Here is an 18,344-nt window from a genome sequence, read left to right as displayed (position 1 = left end):
GAGAGCTATATGAATTACGCAGAGATTCTGAGCCGCAGATTAAAAAAAGCAGGAAGAGATTTTGCAAAGGGACAGGCAGTTGATAAAAAAGAGCAGCTGCAGGCCGTTTTACGTGAAATCATGCAGGAAGGGCAGGACACAGGAACGTTCTTTCCATGGACCGAGGCGGTCCGTCGATTGAATATGGAAGAAATGGAGCAGCTGCTTTTATGTGCTTCCTGGGGACTTTGTGCGGTGGAGGGAAGCATCTCTGCGGAAACCTTCCGGAAACTTTATATGGAAATCTATGAGGAGGAGCCGGAAAATACCGCTTCTCTTCCGACATGGTATCGACCGGCGGATGGCCGGATCGTACTGGCGGAGGTTATGTTTTCCTTCCTTGAAGGAAAGAGTCCGGAGCTGCCGTCAGGCGTGAAGCTGGTGCTGCCGCGGGAAGAGCATTCTTATGGAACAGAATCGATTCTGGAGGATGGAAAAAAGATCTTCCAGCTGGCAGAAAAAAGGGGAGGATCGTTGATCTTTTGTCTCACAGGAGAAAAGGGAAGCGGAAGGACTTTTCTGATGGAACAGTTGGCGGCGGAAGAAGGAATGACGCTTTTGCTGATGGATGGTGACCGGTTCCAGGGAGGAAGACGGGAATTAAATGACTGCATTCTCTGTACGGCACTGTATGACAGCTTTTTCTGTATCCGAATGGGAAAAGAAGAAAGAGAAGGGCTGCTGCAGGATCTGACAGACTGCTTTACCTTTTTCGGGATGATCCGGGATGCGGACCGGCCTTTGACGGAGAGGACAGAAGCAGCGGTACTGACCAGGAGTACCGAACGTCCGGACCGGCAGTTAAAAGAACAGATGGCGGAAGATGTATTGGGAGAGATCTGGCATACCCTCCCGGAGACGATGAAGAAAGCCCAGATTGCAGGGAGACAGCTTCCGACAGGAACCTATCTTCAGTATCTGAAAAATATCCGGGCAGAAGCAGAATCCGGCATGACCATTGAAAATACGGTGCTTCTTCCGGCAGCAGGCACGAGACTTCAGCTTCTTCCGGCAACGAGAAGCTTTGCGGAACTGAAGCTTCCGGCCGCGCAGTATCAGAAGCTTCAGCAGATCTGCAGGATGATTTCCGCAAAGGAGCAGGTGCTGGAGCAGTGGGGATTCGGACAGAAATTTTCCTATGGAAACGGAATCTCCATTTTGTTCTACGGAGCACCTGGAACGGGAAAGACCATGGCGGCGCAGGTCATGGCAAATGAACTGGGAATGCCCCTTTACCGGGTGGATCTCTCCCAACTGATCAGTAAATATATCGGGGAAACCCAGAAAAACATCGGACGGATCTTCGAGGAAGCAGATAAATGCGACTGCATTCTTCTCTTTGACGAGGCGGATGCCATTTTCACAAAGAGAAGCGACGTGTCGGATGCCCAGGACCGGTATTCCAACGCAGAGACGGCGTATCTCTTACAGAGGATAGAGCAGTATAGCGGCGTATCGATTCTGGCGACCAATCTTTTACAGAATTTTGATGATGCGTTCCGCAGAAGAATTTCCTACATGGTGCATTTCCCGATGCCGGATGCGGCACTCAGGAAAGAACTGTGGGAGAGCATTTTCCCGAAAGATACACCGGTAGCCGGAGAGGTGGATGCGCTGATGCTGGCCCAGGCCTTTGAGCTGTCCGGTGCATCCATTAAAAATGCGGCACTGCATGGTGCATTGCTGGCAGCGTCGGAAGGGGTGCCGGTGGGGATGAAGCATCTCCTGGGCGGTATCGAAAATGAATATGGCAAACAGGGTAAAAATTTCAGCACATCCCAGCGGGAGCTGCTGGAAGCCTTTCTATAGAGCAGTACGGGACGGAGGCAAAACAAATGAAAAACAAAGAACCTAAGAAAAAATGGACGGGAAAGAAACAGATCTGGTACGGAGCAGCCGGATTATTCTGTCTTGTGGCAGCCGTGCTGGTACTGATACTGGGAAATGGAATGGGGGCAAAGGCGGAGCCTCTGCGTATGGGAGACAAAACCCTGGATTTCACCCTGGATAGTACGGATAGTTATTATGAAATCAAGAATAGTGCCCAGTTGTCTGCACTTGGAAATGCAACAGCAGACCAGACAAAGGACAAGAATTTTAAGCTGGTCAAGGATTTGAAGATTTCTTCTATCACGGCAGCATCTACAGGTATTTTTGCGGGAACGTTTGATGGAAAGGGTTATGTGATTACCATTGAAAAACTGGGGATCAGTGATGCTACACCAGGTACATCATCACAGGGTGTTTTATTTGGAACGGTTACAGGCACCGTCAGGAATGTGATTGTGAATATCACAGATGATGAAGCGACGTATAAAAGAACATCGGATGCAGGCGTGACGTCTTCCGAACAGACACCAGTGGAGAGGGTGGTATCCGGTGGGAAAACATTGGAGCAGCCTCCGAAACCTTACGTAAGTTCAGATCTGGTCAGTGAATTGGATACAAAGAATGAATATAGGACTGCATATAATCAGATCAAAAATTATAAGGATACGGTAGATGGGACTGGCAAGGAACTGGAATGGCAGGTGATAAGTGAAACCGTTACAACTAAGACGCCCAATTCAGCCGGAGAAGACAGTTTTGGTATTATCTGTGGTGAGCTTTCTGGAAGCGGAACGGTTGAGCAGGTTCTGGTGGATGGAAAAGACCTTACAGTAACGCAGGAAGGCACAGAACATAAAGATCAGGTTGTGACTACTACTACGACTACTACAGAGTCTGTTTTCTATAAGAAAGAAGATAATTATAAATTTAACGGGCTTAATAATATAGAAGTTTCTCTTCCTACACCGGCATTTTATGAGAAAGATGTGTCGGAAACAGGAACGAATGCGGAAGTAGGACAGCGCTTCAGCATTACAGCATCAGCTCCTGTCTATGAGGTGGCAGCGTACAGTGAAAATGAATATAAATATTCGATTACGTATAACGTTTCGGTAACTTCTTTTGATAATTTACAGCACACAGTACAGGTAACACCAGCGTTAAGTGGTCTGACAGGTGGTACATGGGATAAGGGTAATGTTACTCTGACAATGGACAGAGCCCAAAAAACAGAAACGGCGTCTTTTACTTACCAAGGTTCCTGCACGGCGGATTCTACAGTGGTCAAGGCGCATTTTAAGGCTTCTGAGATGGTGGGGGAACAGACGGTTACGGCAACGACGTCAGACCTTGCGACAACCGTAAACAAACAGGCAGAGGTGAGCAGCACGGACAGTACACCTGCAGTTGGGACGAATGAACTGCAGGTAACGGTTACGGGACGGGACGAAATTGGGACAGCAGAGAGTTCCCTTTCTTATACGGTAACAGTAAAAAATAACAGTGGGGCAACTCTTAAGGATGTGAAGCTGAATTATGAAGGAACCGAATGGACGGTAGCAGATAGTTCTGGCTCAACGAATCCGATTTCTGTGGGAACATTGAATGCGGATGTGAGTAAAGAGTATACCTTTACCAGAACTGACAGTTTTTCTGTCGGAACGAATCCTTCTCTGTCGGTGTCAGCAAGTGGGACAAAGGTAACTGGGAATGGTGAGCAGAAACTGGTTACGGGGAATGCGACAAAAACAACAGAAGTAAAGAAGTCTCCAGATGGAACCCCATCAACAGTGACATCTTATGGAAAGGTGAATGGAACAACAGGTAATGTTCTGCAAGTCACAATTGAAGGGCAGAAAGAAGCTGTAACGGGAACGAAGGCGGGCAGTCTTACCTATACTGCAACCATAACGAATCTTACAGAGCAGGCGATGTCGAACTTAGTACTGAATTGGTATGGTCCTCTTATGGAAAGAACAGGAACACTTCCACCAGGGGCAACGGAAACAAAGGGAATGATTACAGTAAAGAGCTTAGAAGCAGGTGCTTCCATAACGATTTCCTTTACGAATGCTTCAGCACTTACGAAAGGAAATGATCCGTTGCTATCCATTACTGCAACTGCAAACCTATTGAATTCAACTTCTGGTACCAGTGAAGATGGAACAACTCCTGGCGGAACAATTACTTCGACTCCTGTTAAAACAGATGCATGTACAAAAACGACAAATGTACTTGCATCTATTGCATCAACCCCGAGCACAGTGGAGGCTGGAAATACAGCAATTTTATCCGGAAATCTTTCATTAAAGGTTACAGCACCAAAGTACACAGCGAAAAATACGGCGGTTATTTATACGATTGAAGTAAGAAGCAAAAAAGCACAGACCGTGACTTTAAGTACTCCTGATATTTTTTTAAATGGAACCTGGTATGATGGAAATACTGCTCTTTCAGGTGCACCTACAATTACTTTTACAGAAAGCGGGACAAAGACATACACCTATCAGGTTACCCCAACTGCATCTGCAGGAGATCTGGTGAATGCATGGAATTTAACTGCCGCAACATCAGAGAATGCAGAGACCTTATCCCTATCGGTGCCTGAAGTATCTGTCTATAATAATGGGAAAAAAGGGACATCTCCGGTAACAAATAAGACTATTGCAGCAAATGAACTGCAATTTACAGTATCGGCACCGGCGGTGGCAGCAGCATCCAACGGAACAGCGGAGATTGTATATAGGCTTGCTAATGTTCCAAAGGGGACAGTGCTTACTGCGTTTCCATCTGGCGGAACCTGGAAGCAGGGAAGTCAGACATCGACAGATGCTGCTTTTACAGCATCAGGTTCAGAAGAGGTATCCTATACACTGTCAGTATCGGAGTTGCCATCCGGAACGAAGCATAGGACTGTGAAGACTTCTTTTACAGCCAGCCAGACAAAAATTGCAACAACGCTCTATGCTGCAACGAAGGAACTTTCGACGGATATTTATGCTGAAAATGCCATGTTGAAAGGGGAGTCCCAAACTACAAATGGAGAGTTAAAAGCTACCGTGACCACCCAGGCCTGGACGACAAGTGACAGTACGGAATATACCCTGACATTACAGAACACAATAACTGGCAAGCGGATTTACATAGAAGCTATATCGGACGATTGGACATTAAAGACCGGAACATGGGATAAGGGATCCTATACGAGTATAAAGGATAACGCCCCGTTAGGTACTTTGAAAGGAAAGATCCTTGCGGATAATGCTGCCGTAGTTCTGAAGAAGTCTATAGCAAAGAACTCTGTAAACGGGCAGAAAGTTACGCTGTCTGGTATCCAGACCATCCGGGAAGCGGATGCCTATCGTTATACAAAAAGAAAAACTAAAAATCCACCTTCCGAAGACAGCAAGAATAATCCGTCTATTTTAGTAGCGAACAGTTTATCTGTCGGTATGATAGTCGGAAAGAGCAATGGTGGAAAGATTCAGGAGATCTCCGGGCAGCTGAATCTGAAGGCAGTTGCAGCAACCGGACTGGCATCCAATGGAGCTTCCCTGCGTGCAGGTGGAATTGTGGGGCATGCAGAGAAAACGGAGCTTCACGATCTGTATGTCCGGGGCAGTGTGAGTGGTGGCAATTATCTGCTCGGCACAGGATCCGTGGAAAATCTTCAGCATGTGATTGTAACAGGTACTTCGGATGTGGCCAATCTTGGAGTATCTAATCCGGGCGATACGGTTCTGGCTGGCATGGCAGCAGAGCCTGCAGATGGATGGGAAAAATGGAAACGCTACAGTTATTATCAGTCCGAATCTGATCAGGCAGGAGGCTTTGACCTTGGATGGCTGGTAAAAAAGGATGCATTTTCCATTACGCCACCGGTCACGAACGCTCAGACAGTTGTACAGACGAAGATCAAAGATGCAGCATCTGGCCGTAATTATAGTTACTATATGGCATACAGTGCGAGAAGGGAACAGACAGATCAGGATCATCAGATCTACTATTGCACGGAGCCGAATCTCAATCTGGGGAGCAGTGGATATTATAAGATCATAAAACTCTATGCTACAGATGGATATTATCATTATCTGAAAGAAGAGGATACATCCTACAGTTATCCATTCATGACGGACAACCAGAAACCTCAGTTTTTTGAAGCAGGCGGCTGGAAAGTAGTGCGTAAGAATAAAACTTCTCTGGAAGATGAGATCCAGCTGACGATTTTTGACAATGTAAAGGATTTAACGCTTTATTATTATAATGAAAAACAGTCAGGATGGACCGAATCCAGTGCAGAAACTATTGAAGGAAAAACAGTAAAGACATTTCCATTTCAAACAGCAGAGGTATCGATCCGTACATTACCTCAATATGAACAGAAATTCTATGAGGAGGAGACAAAGAAATTTGCAGTAACAGATCATCTTCCGCTTCCTGCACCAGGGGTTCAGGTATCTGATTTTTATCAGGAAGGTGGTAAGGAAAATATTGTTGATTTTAAGAATGGCAATATTTATGGAAATCAGGCGAAAATGAGTCTGACGGAAGAAAATACAAAATGCAGCTATCAGTACTATATTGCGAAAGAGGAGATTAAGGAGAACTGGCGGGCAGGACAGTCCATGCAGAATGCGTTGGGATATGTGATGGATCTGGGTTCATTTTCTTCTGTGGAATGGACAGATATTACATCAGGTTTTCAGATGCCGGAGAATGCAGGAACATGGTATTTGTATCTGAAGGTGAGTGCAGATGGATATGCACCGATTGTTTACCAATACGGTTCTTTCCAGACAGCTCCGGCGGCAACAGCGGAGATTACAGTGTATCTTGATGATGGCACGAAACTGGAAGAAAATGACAGAGTGGCATCTGGTGACAGATTCCGGTTTGCGTTTACAATGACTGAATCAGGAGCACTGGGGATGACACATCTTCAATATCTGACTTCCGTTTCCTCGTTGACCGGAGATAACCTGCATATGGCAGACGAATGGAAGGCGTATACAGATACACCTGTAACAATCAATCGGCCTAATGGTGCGGATGAATATTATATCTATGCCCGGATCAATAACGGAAATGGAAAATATCAGGAAATAAAAACGTATCATTATACTTTTGAGGATGCGGCTGGAACGGTTACCATTTCTCCGCGAACAGTAAGTGTGGAAAGTATCGCAGATACATCTGCGGCATCCACGATTTCTTCCAGTGCGCCGATTTATTTGAACGCCCAGGAAGAAGGAGCGAGAATCCTGTACCTGATCAGTGACCGTCTGGAGGATAAATTTTCCTTTACCCGTGTGACGGAGAATCTTTCCGGATTGACTCCCGGAGAAAAGGGTTACTTTAAAGTAGGGAGCCGTTGGTACCGGACGGATGAAAATGTTCAGGTATATAAGGATTCTATCAGCTTATATAATGATGGATCCCGTACAAAGCCACAGTATATCCATACGGCTGTTCTTGGAAGTGGAGGAGAACCTGGAGAAACCATTACATATGCATATCAGGTATCACCCATGGAACAGACCTTTGCACCGGAAGCAGCTATGGATACGCTTCATTTCCCGGGTGGAGAAGACAAAGACAGTACGAAGGTCCGGAAAGGGGCAAGTCTTTCTTTCCGGTCACTGACACCAGGTGCGGAGATCTATTACATCATCGGTGACGGAAGCACGGAAGTGCTGGATCATGAAGAAGGAGAAACCCACCGCTATGATGATAAAAATGGAATTGAAATAACGGGAGATTATGGCAATCAGTTTGTGATCCGGATGAAAGCCGTGAAATGGAGTACGGACGGAACCGGACGAAAAGAGCTGAAAGACAGCGAAACGGTAAGGTTTATTTATACCATTGCGGATCAGGAGCAGACAGTGGCACCGACAGCTACCCCATCTACCTCTGACCAGGAACCAACCGTAATTATGCCGGGAGATAAGATTCTTTTATCCACACCGACAAAGGGGGCTTCCATTTATTATACTGCTGATGGATCAGCACCGTCGGTGACAAAGTCAGAAGATGGTACATTTGCTCCGGCAGGCAGTACGCTTCTCTATGATGCAGGACAGGGAATCATGGCACCGCCTTCCGGAAATGGCTACTTTACCGTGAGGGCAATTGCGGTACATCCGGAGCTGGCCAACAGTCCGGAAGCAAAATATACCTACAGTTTTCCTTCTGATGTGGGGATACCTTATGCCAATATTCCATCCGGTGATGTGGATATGGGAACAGCGGTCATCCTGAAGAACAAAACGGAAGGTGCGGAAATTTACTACACAGTATCCAGAGATGGAACCACACCTGAAGATCCGACGATCTCCAGTTCCGTCTTTGATACGACCCAGCCGATTATTATTAACGGAGCGACGGTGATCAAGGCAATCGCGGTAAAAGATGGGGTGAAGAGCGGTATTCTGACACTGACTTATAATTCCAGAGAGCAGCTGTCCGCACCGACAGCATCCATCGACAGCGGTGCCATGGTATCAAGAGGAACCAGACTGAAACTGAAAGCAGCTGACAGGGCATCCATTTATTACACCATGGATGGAAGTGATCCTTCGGACCAGAGCAATGCATCTGTCATATCCGGAAGTGAACTGATTCTGGACGGTGCTGCAGGAAGCACGGTTACTGTAAAAGCCTGTGCGCGAAAAGACGGAAAATCGGTCAGCGAAGTAGTGACATTTACTTATCAGATCAGTCAGAGCGCAGGAGGCGTGACGGCAGATGTGCCGAATGGAACACTGGTGTCCATTGGTTCCAAGATCAATCTGATGACAGATGTAACAGATGCTGAGATCCGCTATACGACGGATGGCTCTTCTCCGGCAGACAACGGAATCAAAGGTACCGTTGTGACAGTGGATGGAACATCCGGAAGCAGCTTTATGATTAAGGCGGTGGCTGTTGTGGACGGAGATGCAGGAACCGTATGTACATTTACCTACAAGATTAAGGAGAAGCCGTCTGCACCGACAGCATCACCATCCGGCGGTACGCTGACAGTGGCGACAAGAGTGGAACTGAATTCTTCGGCGGAGAAAATCTATTATACGACGGATGGCGTGACGCCGACGGAGGGTTCCAGTCTTTATAAGGAGCCGATCCTGATCAATAAGACCACCAATCTGAAAGCCATTGCGGTATCTGCAGACGGCGAGGTCAGTGAGGTGGCATCCTTCCAGTACACGGCAGCGCTGAAGGCAGAGAAGCCGACGGCATCCCATGATACCGGCACCGTGCTGGAGCCGGGAACGGTTGTGGCGCTTCATACGGATACGTCCGGTGCGGAGATTTATTATTCCACCGATGGAACGGAACCCACCCGGGACAATCTGGATTCCATGACGTTATATACAGAAGATGGTATTACCGTGAACCGGACTGTCACGATTCTGGCGGCAGCATACCGGGAAGATATGCAGCTTTCTGCTGTAACCGAACTGTACTACCAGGTAGATACGATACCTGCAGTGGAACAGAAAAAAGCGGAAGAGGCGCTTCTGGAAGAGCAGCAGCTGAAGGATACCGACAGCAGCGGACTGACAAGGACAGAGGAACAGCAGCAGAGTACTTCCTATCAGAGCAGGGTGCTCAGGGAACGGGACTGTAATACGGTGGTCTCTTCTACCTGGGAATCCATCCCCAGTGATGCGGTTCTGGTAACGGAAAAACAGGAGTATGGGCAGGAAGCCCTTGCCAATGTGCGGCAGCTGTTCGGAGATGATTATACGATTATCAGTTCCTATAATATGTATCTGATGCGGGGCAGTACCATTGCACAGCCTCAGGGCGAGGTGGAGATTGGAATGCCAATACCGGAAGCTTATGAAAATGCAGCAGTGACCATTGTTTATATTGATAAAAATAATAAGATCACGAAGAAAGAGACCCGCAGACAGGATGGCATGGCCTATGCAAAGACCGATCATTTCAGCCACTATGCACTGGTAGGTCTGGAAGAAGCGGCATCCGACGGCTGGACAGTTTCTTATCTGCTTATACTGGAAGCGGCAGCAGCGGTGACTGTGATTGCAGGACTTGGTTATTATATTTCAAGAAAATGGAAAAAAATGAAAAGGGACAGGTAAAGACTACCCGAACGAGTAATGAGCACTGCCCGAAAGTATGATACTCTTTTTTACAAGAAGGAGCATGTGTATGAAAAGACAGAACCATCACAGATACAATTTCATATGGCGAAGAATCCTTTTCAGCGCAGTGCTGACGGCAGTGCTGCTCGTGAATATCTGGGCGGTATTTCCACAGGAGACTCTGGCAGACAATCCATCCGGAAAAAAAGGAATGGTCTACTGGGATGAGGACGATAGCTTTTGGAACGGTATCCATATTGCAGGATATCGGGTAGAGCAGAAGGTGGATGCAGAAAAAATCAGCATCGATGATCATTCATACACGCTGAAGAAAAAAGCGGATGAAAACGGTGTGCAGGCTTATACCGTAGATGCGCTGTATCATACAGACTCTACGGTAACCATGAAGGAATTAAATCCGCATGCGGATTATGAAAGAGGAACGATTACATATCCCTCTGATCAAAGATATACCGAATATTCCCATTATATCAGCAGAAAACCAGCAGTTACCTATTATAAACTGATCACAGAAAAATCCGAGCCCTATGCATTTACAGAGTTTGAATCAAAAGTCCGGAATGCTTATAAAGATGCTCATAAAAATGAAACTGTTTCAGACAAGATGCTTGCTACATCGGAAGACGGATTCGGAAGTGCGTTTAATACATATATTGCTGGATATATGAATCAGCAGGGGGCGGAAGAATATTCTTCGGATGAGAAAATTCCATTACGGAAGGACGATCAGGACATTGTGAGAATTGATGTACTGACACTGACTCCGATTGACCATTATTTCAGACTTTACTCATTGGAGGAAAATAAATATCTGCGTCGTGACTATGATGAAGTTACTTACTGTTGTTACAGTTACCATTTTTCCGGTCCAGCCCTTCAGCTGAAAGCTCCATCATTGACTCTGGAGAGTGGAACCGAGCTGCAGACTACGGGTGCGACAGAGCTTTATAAAGATGATGTGCTTGTGAGTATGACGGCGCAGAATCCGAAACCGGATGATAAAGATGCAGTATCAGATTATGACTTTATAAAAAATAATATTAAGTATCAGTACTATCTCTCTGACAGTGAACTGCTTTCTTATGCGAATGTACAGTGGAAGGGATGGGAGCAGGATACTCCTGTTTCCCTGAATGGGAAAAAATATCTTTACGTAAAAGCAGTTGTGCCGGAAAAGCAGAATCCAACAGTGTATCATTTTTCAAGCAGTGAGCCGGTATGCTATGAGTTGAATTATAAGACAGAAACAGCCGGAAAAGTGACAGCAGAAATCGAAAATGTCCCAGTCACAGAGGGGGCAACTTTGGCAGATACGTTGACGCTTTCGGGAGAAAAGGGTGAAATACTGCTCTATACGACGGATAAAACAGCACCGATCACGGGAAAGGCAATGCTTACGACCAGTAAGCGCACAGAACTTGAACAGGCTGCTACAGATTCAACCGGAACAATTACAGAATATAAGCAAAAGAAGTATATCCGCATCAACAAACTCTGGTATGAGTGCAGTGACAGCGTGCAGGAATATAATTCTCTTTCACCGATTTCAGTTTCCTATAAAGAGGATGGAACTGTAACGATTTCTGTACAGGCGGTGGCAGAGGGAAAACTTCCGGGAGAGAACCAGCTCATTCGTTTTCAGAAACTGACTGCTCCGAAAGCATATCTTGAGAATGGAGAAAGCCTGTCAGCAGATAAGGTGATTTCCAGTGAAGATATGATTACGTTAAAAGATGGCAGTAAAAACGTAGAATGGCAGTATTATCTTTCGGGAAGTGCCATCACCAATTTTTCCGGTGTGAAGTGGGAAACCTGGAAAAAACCATTCTCACCGAGACAAAACTATTATCTGTATGTCAGGGCAAATGCAGGTAAAAGTGATTCCACAAAAGTGGCAAGTGCTGTCCGGGGTTACCATATCAGTTATATTGCAGAAAAACCGACTCCGGTGACTGCATCGGTAGAGACCGATACGAATGTAAAAGGAGCAAAACTTTTCGATACGGTAAAACTGAAAGGAATTGGTGATCATGCGTTAGCATTTTACTCCTTTACAGAAGTGGCAGAGCCCTTCATTGCGGGGCAGAGTTCCGGGATGATAGCAAAGCTGAACAGTCTGGCAGGTGAAAAAACGCCTGCAAGTGTGGAATATGAAGGAAAAAGATATGTGCGCGTAAATAAAGTATGGTATCAGTGCAATGATGCGGTAAAACTTTATGAGGACGGTATAGAGATTTCCCATGACAAGCTTATAAAAACAGGGGAAACCGTATATGCCTGGAAGCTGGAAGAGGGGAAAATCGTAAATAAGGATGCGGTTTCTTTCTCATATAAGAAACTGAATCCGCCTTCTGTTACGCTGGAAAGCGGTAAAACAGTGGATCAGAAAGTAGAAAAGGCAGATCAGATGGTTGACCTGATACTTGCAGAACAGGTGGAGACAGGATCAGTCACACTTCAATATTATCTCAGCGATAAAAAGCTGGTGTCGGTAGATCGCTGGATGACCTGGACAGGCAGTCCGGTATCTCTGGAGGGAAAGAAATATCTGTATGTCCGGGTAATTCCGAAGGATGAGGACGGGACGAAAGGATATACAGGAAGTATCCCGCAGGAATATGAACTGCAGTACATAGAAGCTACTTCTGGGAGAGTAAAGGCAACTGCATATGCCGGAGATCAGGAAGTGGAAGGCGGAGTTGATTATGGCGATAAAATTGAGCTGATCAAACTAACAACAGAAGAAGAAGATGCACTGATTTTTTATACAGTTAATCAATCAGAACCGACATTCACAAAAGTATCTTATGAAGCCCGACAGACGTTGGAAGGAAAATATAAAGGGACGGAGTTAAAAAGTATTACCTATGATGGCAAGCGCTATGTGAAGCTGAATGGACTCTGGTATGAATGCGGGGAGGATACCCGACTTTACGAAGACAGGATTACGGTAGATGAGAGCATCTATACATCCAACTACCTGATTATCAATGCACAGGCATTGACGAATGGAAAAACGATCGGATCAGCTGACCGTTTTACTTATTCTTTCTCTTTGAGAAGTCAGGTGGAAATACCGACGGCGAATCCGAAGGATGGAGAGAGTATTTCCATGGGAGATTCCATCAGCCTGTACTGCAGTACAGAGGGGAGCCGGATTTTCTATACAGTCAATGGAAGTGCTCCGGTAGTGTCTCTGAATGGTACGGAAGTGGTGATGGGAAAAGATACCTATGAGTTCAAAGATGCACCCATAGAGATTACAGATGATATTGCGGACTATGGAAGTTCTCTTACGATCACGGCCATTGCATGCAGCCTGACCAGTCAGTATGGTGAGCTGGTGCGGACCATGAAAGACAGTGAACTGACCAGATTTGTATATAAGGTGACAGATCAGCCGGTAGTGGAATCGGTCACTTCCGTTCCAGCTACGGATTCGGAAAACCGTACCATCGTAGAGATTGGTACAAAGATCCGGTTATATTCCGCAACGGAAGGTGTGACGATTTTCTATACGACGGATGGCTCTGAACCGGTATTTGATGAGGCAGCACTGGAGCCAAAGAACAGTGCGACCAGAAAGTATAATGGCTCAGAAGGCATTACGGTACCGGCAATCGGTGACTCTTCCCTGTTTACGATCACAGCAGTGGCTTATAAAGAAGGACTGGCAAGCAGTGCGATTTCCAGGCTGGTGTTCGCATATCCGTCAGCAGTTTCTTCTCCTTACGCAACTCCGTCAGGAGGCGCGGTGACAGAGAATACGCAGGTGACTCTGAAGACTGCAACGAAAGATGCGGTGATCTACTATGAGATTGCTTACGGAGGAGATACACCGAAAGATCCGACAGAAGAAAGCAATGTATTTGACAGCGACAACCCGTTTACGATTACAAAGAAGACGACCATCAAAGCTTATGCGGTAAAAGATGGCATGGAGAGTCAGATTGTTACTTTAACCTATGAAGTATCAGAAAAACTTTCCACACCGACACCATCCATTGATACCGGATCGGTAGTAGCGTCGGGAACGGTGATCGGTCTGAAAGCGGAAAAGGATGCGACGATCTACTACACGGTAGACGGAAGCGATCCCAAGAAAACGGATAACCAGAAAGTACTGGTAGGTGACCGTGTGATCATCAGCGGTAAGGCAGGGGATGTAGTGAGTGTCCGTGCCTATGCGGCAAAGACCGGATACAGTGACAGTGAGGTTGGTTATTACAGTTACAGCATTAGTAGTTATGAAGGCGGTATTTTTGCAGATAAAGAAACAGGAAGTACGGTAAAAAATGGTGAAATCATTTACCTGAATTCAGATGTGTCAGGCGCGACGATCCATTACACGACAGATGGTTCGACTCCCAGTGAGAGCAGTTCCGCAGGAAACGCAGTGACGATCACCGGAACACCGGGTGAAAATGTGATTGTCAAAGCCATTGCCATAGCAGACGGCACTGACAAAGCAGTATCAGCAGCTACCTTTACTTACACAATTATGGACAGGCTGGCAGCACCCTCCGCATCCGTACCGGATGGAGCAGTATTCACGGAAGAAGGTGCGGTGGAGCTTACCGCGGAGACCGGAAGAATCTTTTATACGACAGATGGAACGGATCCGACAACGGCAAGCAACCTTTATAAGAAAGCAATTTCCATCAAAGAATCCGTGACCATTAAAGCAGTAGCGGTTGCAGATGACTATGAACAGTCCGAAATCAGCACGTTTACCTATGGCTTTGCCGATCAGGTGGCAGCTCCGACTGCGAATTTCGCCAGCGGGGAACTGGAGATGGGAACGGAGATCACCTTCAGCACGGAGACAGATGGCGCTTCCATCTATTACCGGACAGACGGAATGGATCCCAATCCGGATGAAAAGACAGGTCTTACTCTTTATACAGGTCCGATCAGCGTGGAAAAGGCAGTGACGTTCAAGGTCATTGCAGTAAAAAATCAGATGGCGGACAGCAAGGTTCTGACTGCCGGATATACGGTGCGGGAGCCGGTTGTAGTAGAAGAAATCGAGGAAGAAGAGACCCCGCAGGATAACAGCGGAACGGGAAGACTTCAGAGCAGACGGAATTTTTCCAATGCACAGGCAGGTCCCAGCTTTACAGATGTAGTATTGAAGAATGCTGTTTATGGAGTGGTGGTCTCAACAGATGAAGAGGTACTTCCGGAAAATGTACAGCTTCTGGTGGAGCAGACGGGAACGACAGATGCTTCCGAGCGTATGGTAAAGCAGATCATCAATGAAAATTACGGACTGGTGGCAGCTTACAATGTAACGCTTCTTTCGGATGGACAGGAGATTCAGCCGGATGGAGAGATAGAGATCGGACTTCCCATCCCGGCAGCCTATGAGAACAGTATTGTTCAGGTAGTCTGCTTACAGGAAGATGGTTCTGTGGAAACGTTTGAGACTAGAAGATCCGGAGGAGAGGCCTACATTAAAACGAACCATTTAAGTGTATATGCCATTGCGGCACCTACAGAGTACAGCGAAGGAAAGAAAGCATTCCCGTGGCTTGCGGTTGCCTATAGTACAGCAGTCGTGCTGGCCGGGATCGGAATCCTGCTGCTGCGCAGATCCAGAAAGAAAAGAGAGGACGAAAGAGCAGAATGATGAACCGAAAGTATTATTCCTTTGAACGGAACAATTATTATTATGGAAAACTGCTGACATCAAAGGATTTTCAGAATGAGCAGGATTACATAAATAACAAAAGAAGACTGATCAACCGGGTTCTGCATGGAGCCGGCATCGTCTATGGACTGGACGTGGTGGCAGCTGATGACTCTTCCATCATTCTGCAGTCCGGTATGGCCCTTGATGCAGCGGGAAGGGAGATTGTGGTCCCAAGGACTCAGGTGCTGAAATTATCCACTATTGAAGGATACAGCAGTCTGAAGACCGATACGATCTGCCTGGGAATCGCCTATGAGGAAAAGGGAACAGAACCGGTCTACGCAGTGATGGATACAGAAGAAGACGGAAGAAAATACAACAGTACGAAAGAGCAGTACCGTTTGTATCTGCTTGACAGAAAAGACTGTAGCAGAGATACGAAGACGGAGGACCGTTATCTGACTTCAGCGGTGCTCTATCAGGATCAGGACATTCAGGTGATCCAGTATCTGCCTGCTTTTATCAGTCCGCAGACCGTGTTGAAGGGCAGGACAGAGATCAGGAAAATCAGTCATACGCCTTCTGTATTTTCTTTTTCCTGCAAGGTAACGGCAGACCGGATGAAACCGGAAGAGACAGTGATCCGGGCAGAAAATGTCAGCCTGGAATATGGAAAGAAAGTCATTCTGGAACAGTCTTTCCGGCCGGAAGATTACATTTTCAGTGGAGAGGAGCTGCTGCTTGATTTTCAGGATATCCAGGTTGTGGGAACCGGATCGGAGGAATCGGCGGAAAACCGAAGCATGAAAGTGACTCCGGTGCAGGATTCGGTTCTGGAACATGTAAGAAAGACCAGTTACCAGGGAACCCTGGATGTGGATCTGGATCGTACCTATGATGAAAAGCTGTTCATTGCGGAGATTCATCTGATTCGGTCTGATCATCATTCCATGATTGATGAGGTGGGAAGACCACCCTTTGACCAGTATGTGAGCAGCGCTGAGCAGCTGATGATTCTTGAGCAGCTTCATGAATATCTGGTTCCGGAATCTTCCTGTCAGGGACAGCTTCCGGTATCGGAAGTCCGGATACAGGAGCAGGGAAGTTATCATTCAGAGAAAGAACGGCGTGTCAATTCCAGCGGCGTCTTCGAGATGTCTCTTGGAAATGGCGGAGAGATGGGAAAAGTATATTTTTCCGATGAGATTATGCATGGACTGGGAAATGGCCCGGTATGTGTGGAGATCGGTGTGGAATATATCAGCCGGGACAATATCAGCAGCAGTGACCGGGAGTCTATTATCCTGGGAGACGGAAGTATCTTTGCTTCAGACAGTACGGTGACGGATGAAAAGGTATTTGAACTGGATCAGGCAATCAAGATTTTGCCGGAGAGAGGAACCTTTATCGTAGGTGTGCGGCCCAGAAGCAAAATGGGAAAGATCGGACTTCGGATCCGCTGGTATGCGTATAAGCCGGAGGACCTGGAGCAGAGAGTTTACAGTCAGAAAGACCAGAAGGGCTGCATTATGATACAGCCGGATACCATGGTTCTTTCACCGAAGAGCAGTGTTCACATCAATCCGGTATTTATCAATATGCCGGAGGAGACCTTGACTTATACGCTGCTTGATCCGGAAGGCGGCAAGATAGACAACAACGGTGTCTATACCGCTCCCGCCCAGGAAGGTGTCTATGAGATCAAAGTGGAAGCACTGGCACATCCGGAGATATTTACACATGCATTTATGATTGTGTCGCAGAAGAAGACGGAAGAATAACGAAAGAAGCAGGTGAGAACAGATGATTCCAGCATTGGGTATGGAGCTGGAGACGGTGAGAACCGTTCTTCAGAATCAGGTGAATGATATCTACGTATGTACGGACCTTTCCGGAGAGACGGGAGTGTTCTATACCGTGATTGCCATTCGCGATGCAGCTGTCAGAAAGACGGTGACGGAAAAACTGAATACAGGACGTCTGTTCTTCTCCAATCAGGATTTTTTAGGATCCTTTGTCTATGAGAGCAGGCTGAATCTGGTGTTCCGCTATTATCACGAAAATCTCCTGTCCCTTCTGGGCGGAGTGTATCTGGCAGAATTTGTACAGTGTAAGAGGGCAGCATTAAACCTTATTGCAGCCTGTGCGGAATCCGGGGCAGATGCTGATCTGGGAATCCTGCTTCTTCATGACAGAAATATTAATGTTACAAGGGACGGCGGAATTCAGTTTAATTATTTTATGGATTTCGCAGAACTGAAAGAAGGAACAGAAGAGGCGGAGTATTTTCTCGCAGCAGCGGAAAAAGCATTTGGCATTCTGGAACTGAACTATAAGGGCCGTTATGAATCAAGGGATGGTTATCCCGGAGATTTACGGCTGTTTGATATGAAAATGCGGACGACCGGATTCACTTCCTTTGGTTCTATTATCGCCACAATCCGCAGCATGGCGGATAAGCCTGTGGAGATGAGAGGAATTCTCTGGTGGTTTCGGAGCCGCTTCCGCAGAGTCCGGAATTTCCTGTTCAGAAATGCCATGACAGCGTTTTTGACGATTCTGGTGCTGGTTACCCTCATTTATGCGGGAGGACAGATCAGAACCCGCTGGAAAGTCCGGAAGGCATATGAGAGTAATGTAAGTTATAACGGTATTGAATACATCGGCAATGTCTATTTGGGCGATGGGGAATAAAAGGAGTGTTG

At 46.6% G+C, this 18,344-nt stretch carries 5 protein-coding genes; all 5 read left to right on the top strand.

Annotation, left to right across the window (positions count from 1 at the left end):
• Positions 1-9: 9 nt before the first annotated feature.
• The 5 genes from ACZMB2_RS00905 to ACZMB2_RS00885 all read left to right on the top strand — a co-directional run bounded on the left by ACZMB2_RS00905 (position 10) and on the right by ACZMB2_RS00885 (position 18,333).
• Positions 10-1,848: an ATP-binding protein gene (locus ACZMB2_RS00905; protein WP_487595090.1), complete on the top strand. Its 1,839-nt coding sequence runs from the start codon at positions 10-12 to the stop codon at positions 1,846-1,848.
• Between the two features lie 26 nt (positions 1,849-1,874).
• Complete coding sequence (locus ACZMB2_RS00900) at positions 1,875-9,980, top strand: FN3 associated domain-containing protein (RefSeq protein WP_487595089.1); 8,106 nt, start codon at positions 1,875-1,877, stop codon at positions 9,978-9,980.
• Between the two features lie 70 nt (positions 9,981-10,050).
• Positions 10,051-15,636 (top strand): chitobiase/beta-hexosaminidase C-terminal domain-containing protein, encoded by a 5,586-nt coding sequence (locus tag ACZMB2_RS00895; protein WP_487595088.1) that lies wholly within the window; start codon positions 10,051-10,053, stop codon positions 15,634-15,636.
• Positions 15,633-17,420, top strand: coding sequence for a hypothetical protein (locus ACZMB2_RS00890; protein ID WP_487595087.1), 1,788 nt, complete (start codon positions 15,633-15,635; stop codon positions 17,418-17,420). The genes ACZMB2_RS00895 and ACZMB2_RS00890 overlap by 4 nt, the downstream gene beginning before the upstream one ends.
• A 22-nt stretch (positions 17,421-17,442) precedes the next feature.
• Positions 17,443-18,333: a hypothetical protein gene (locus ACZMB2_RS00885; RefSeq protein WP_118769494.1), complete on the top strand. Its 891-nt coding sequence runs from the start codon at positions 17,443-17,445 to the stop codon at positions 18,331-18,333.
• Positions 18,334-18,344 lie beyond the last annotated feature (11 nt).

It is taken from the genome of Hominiventricola sp., from assembly GCF_057604405.1.
This window is presented reverse-complemented; position numbering and strand designations above follow the sequence as displayed.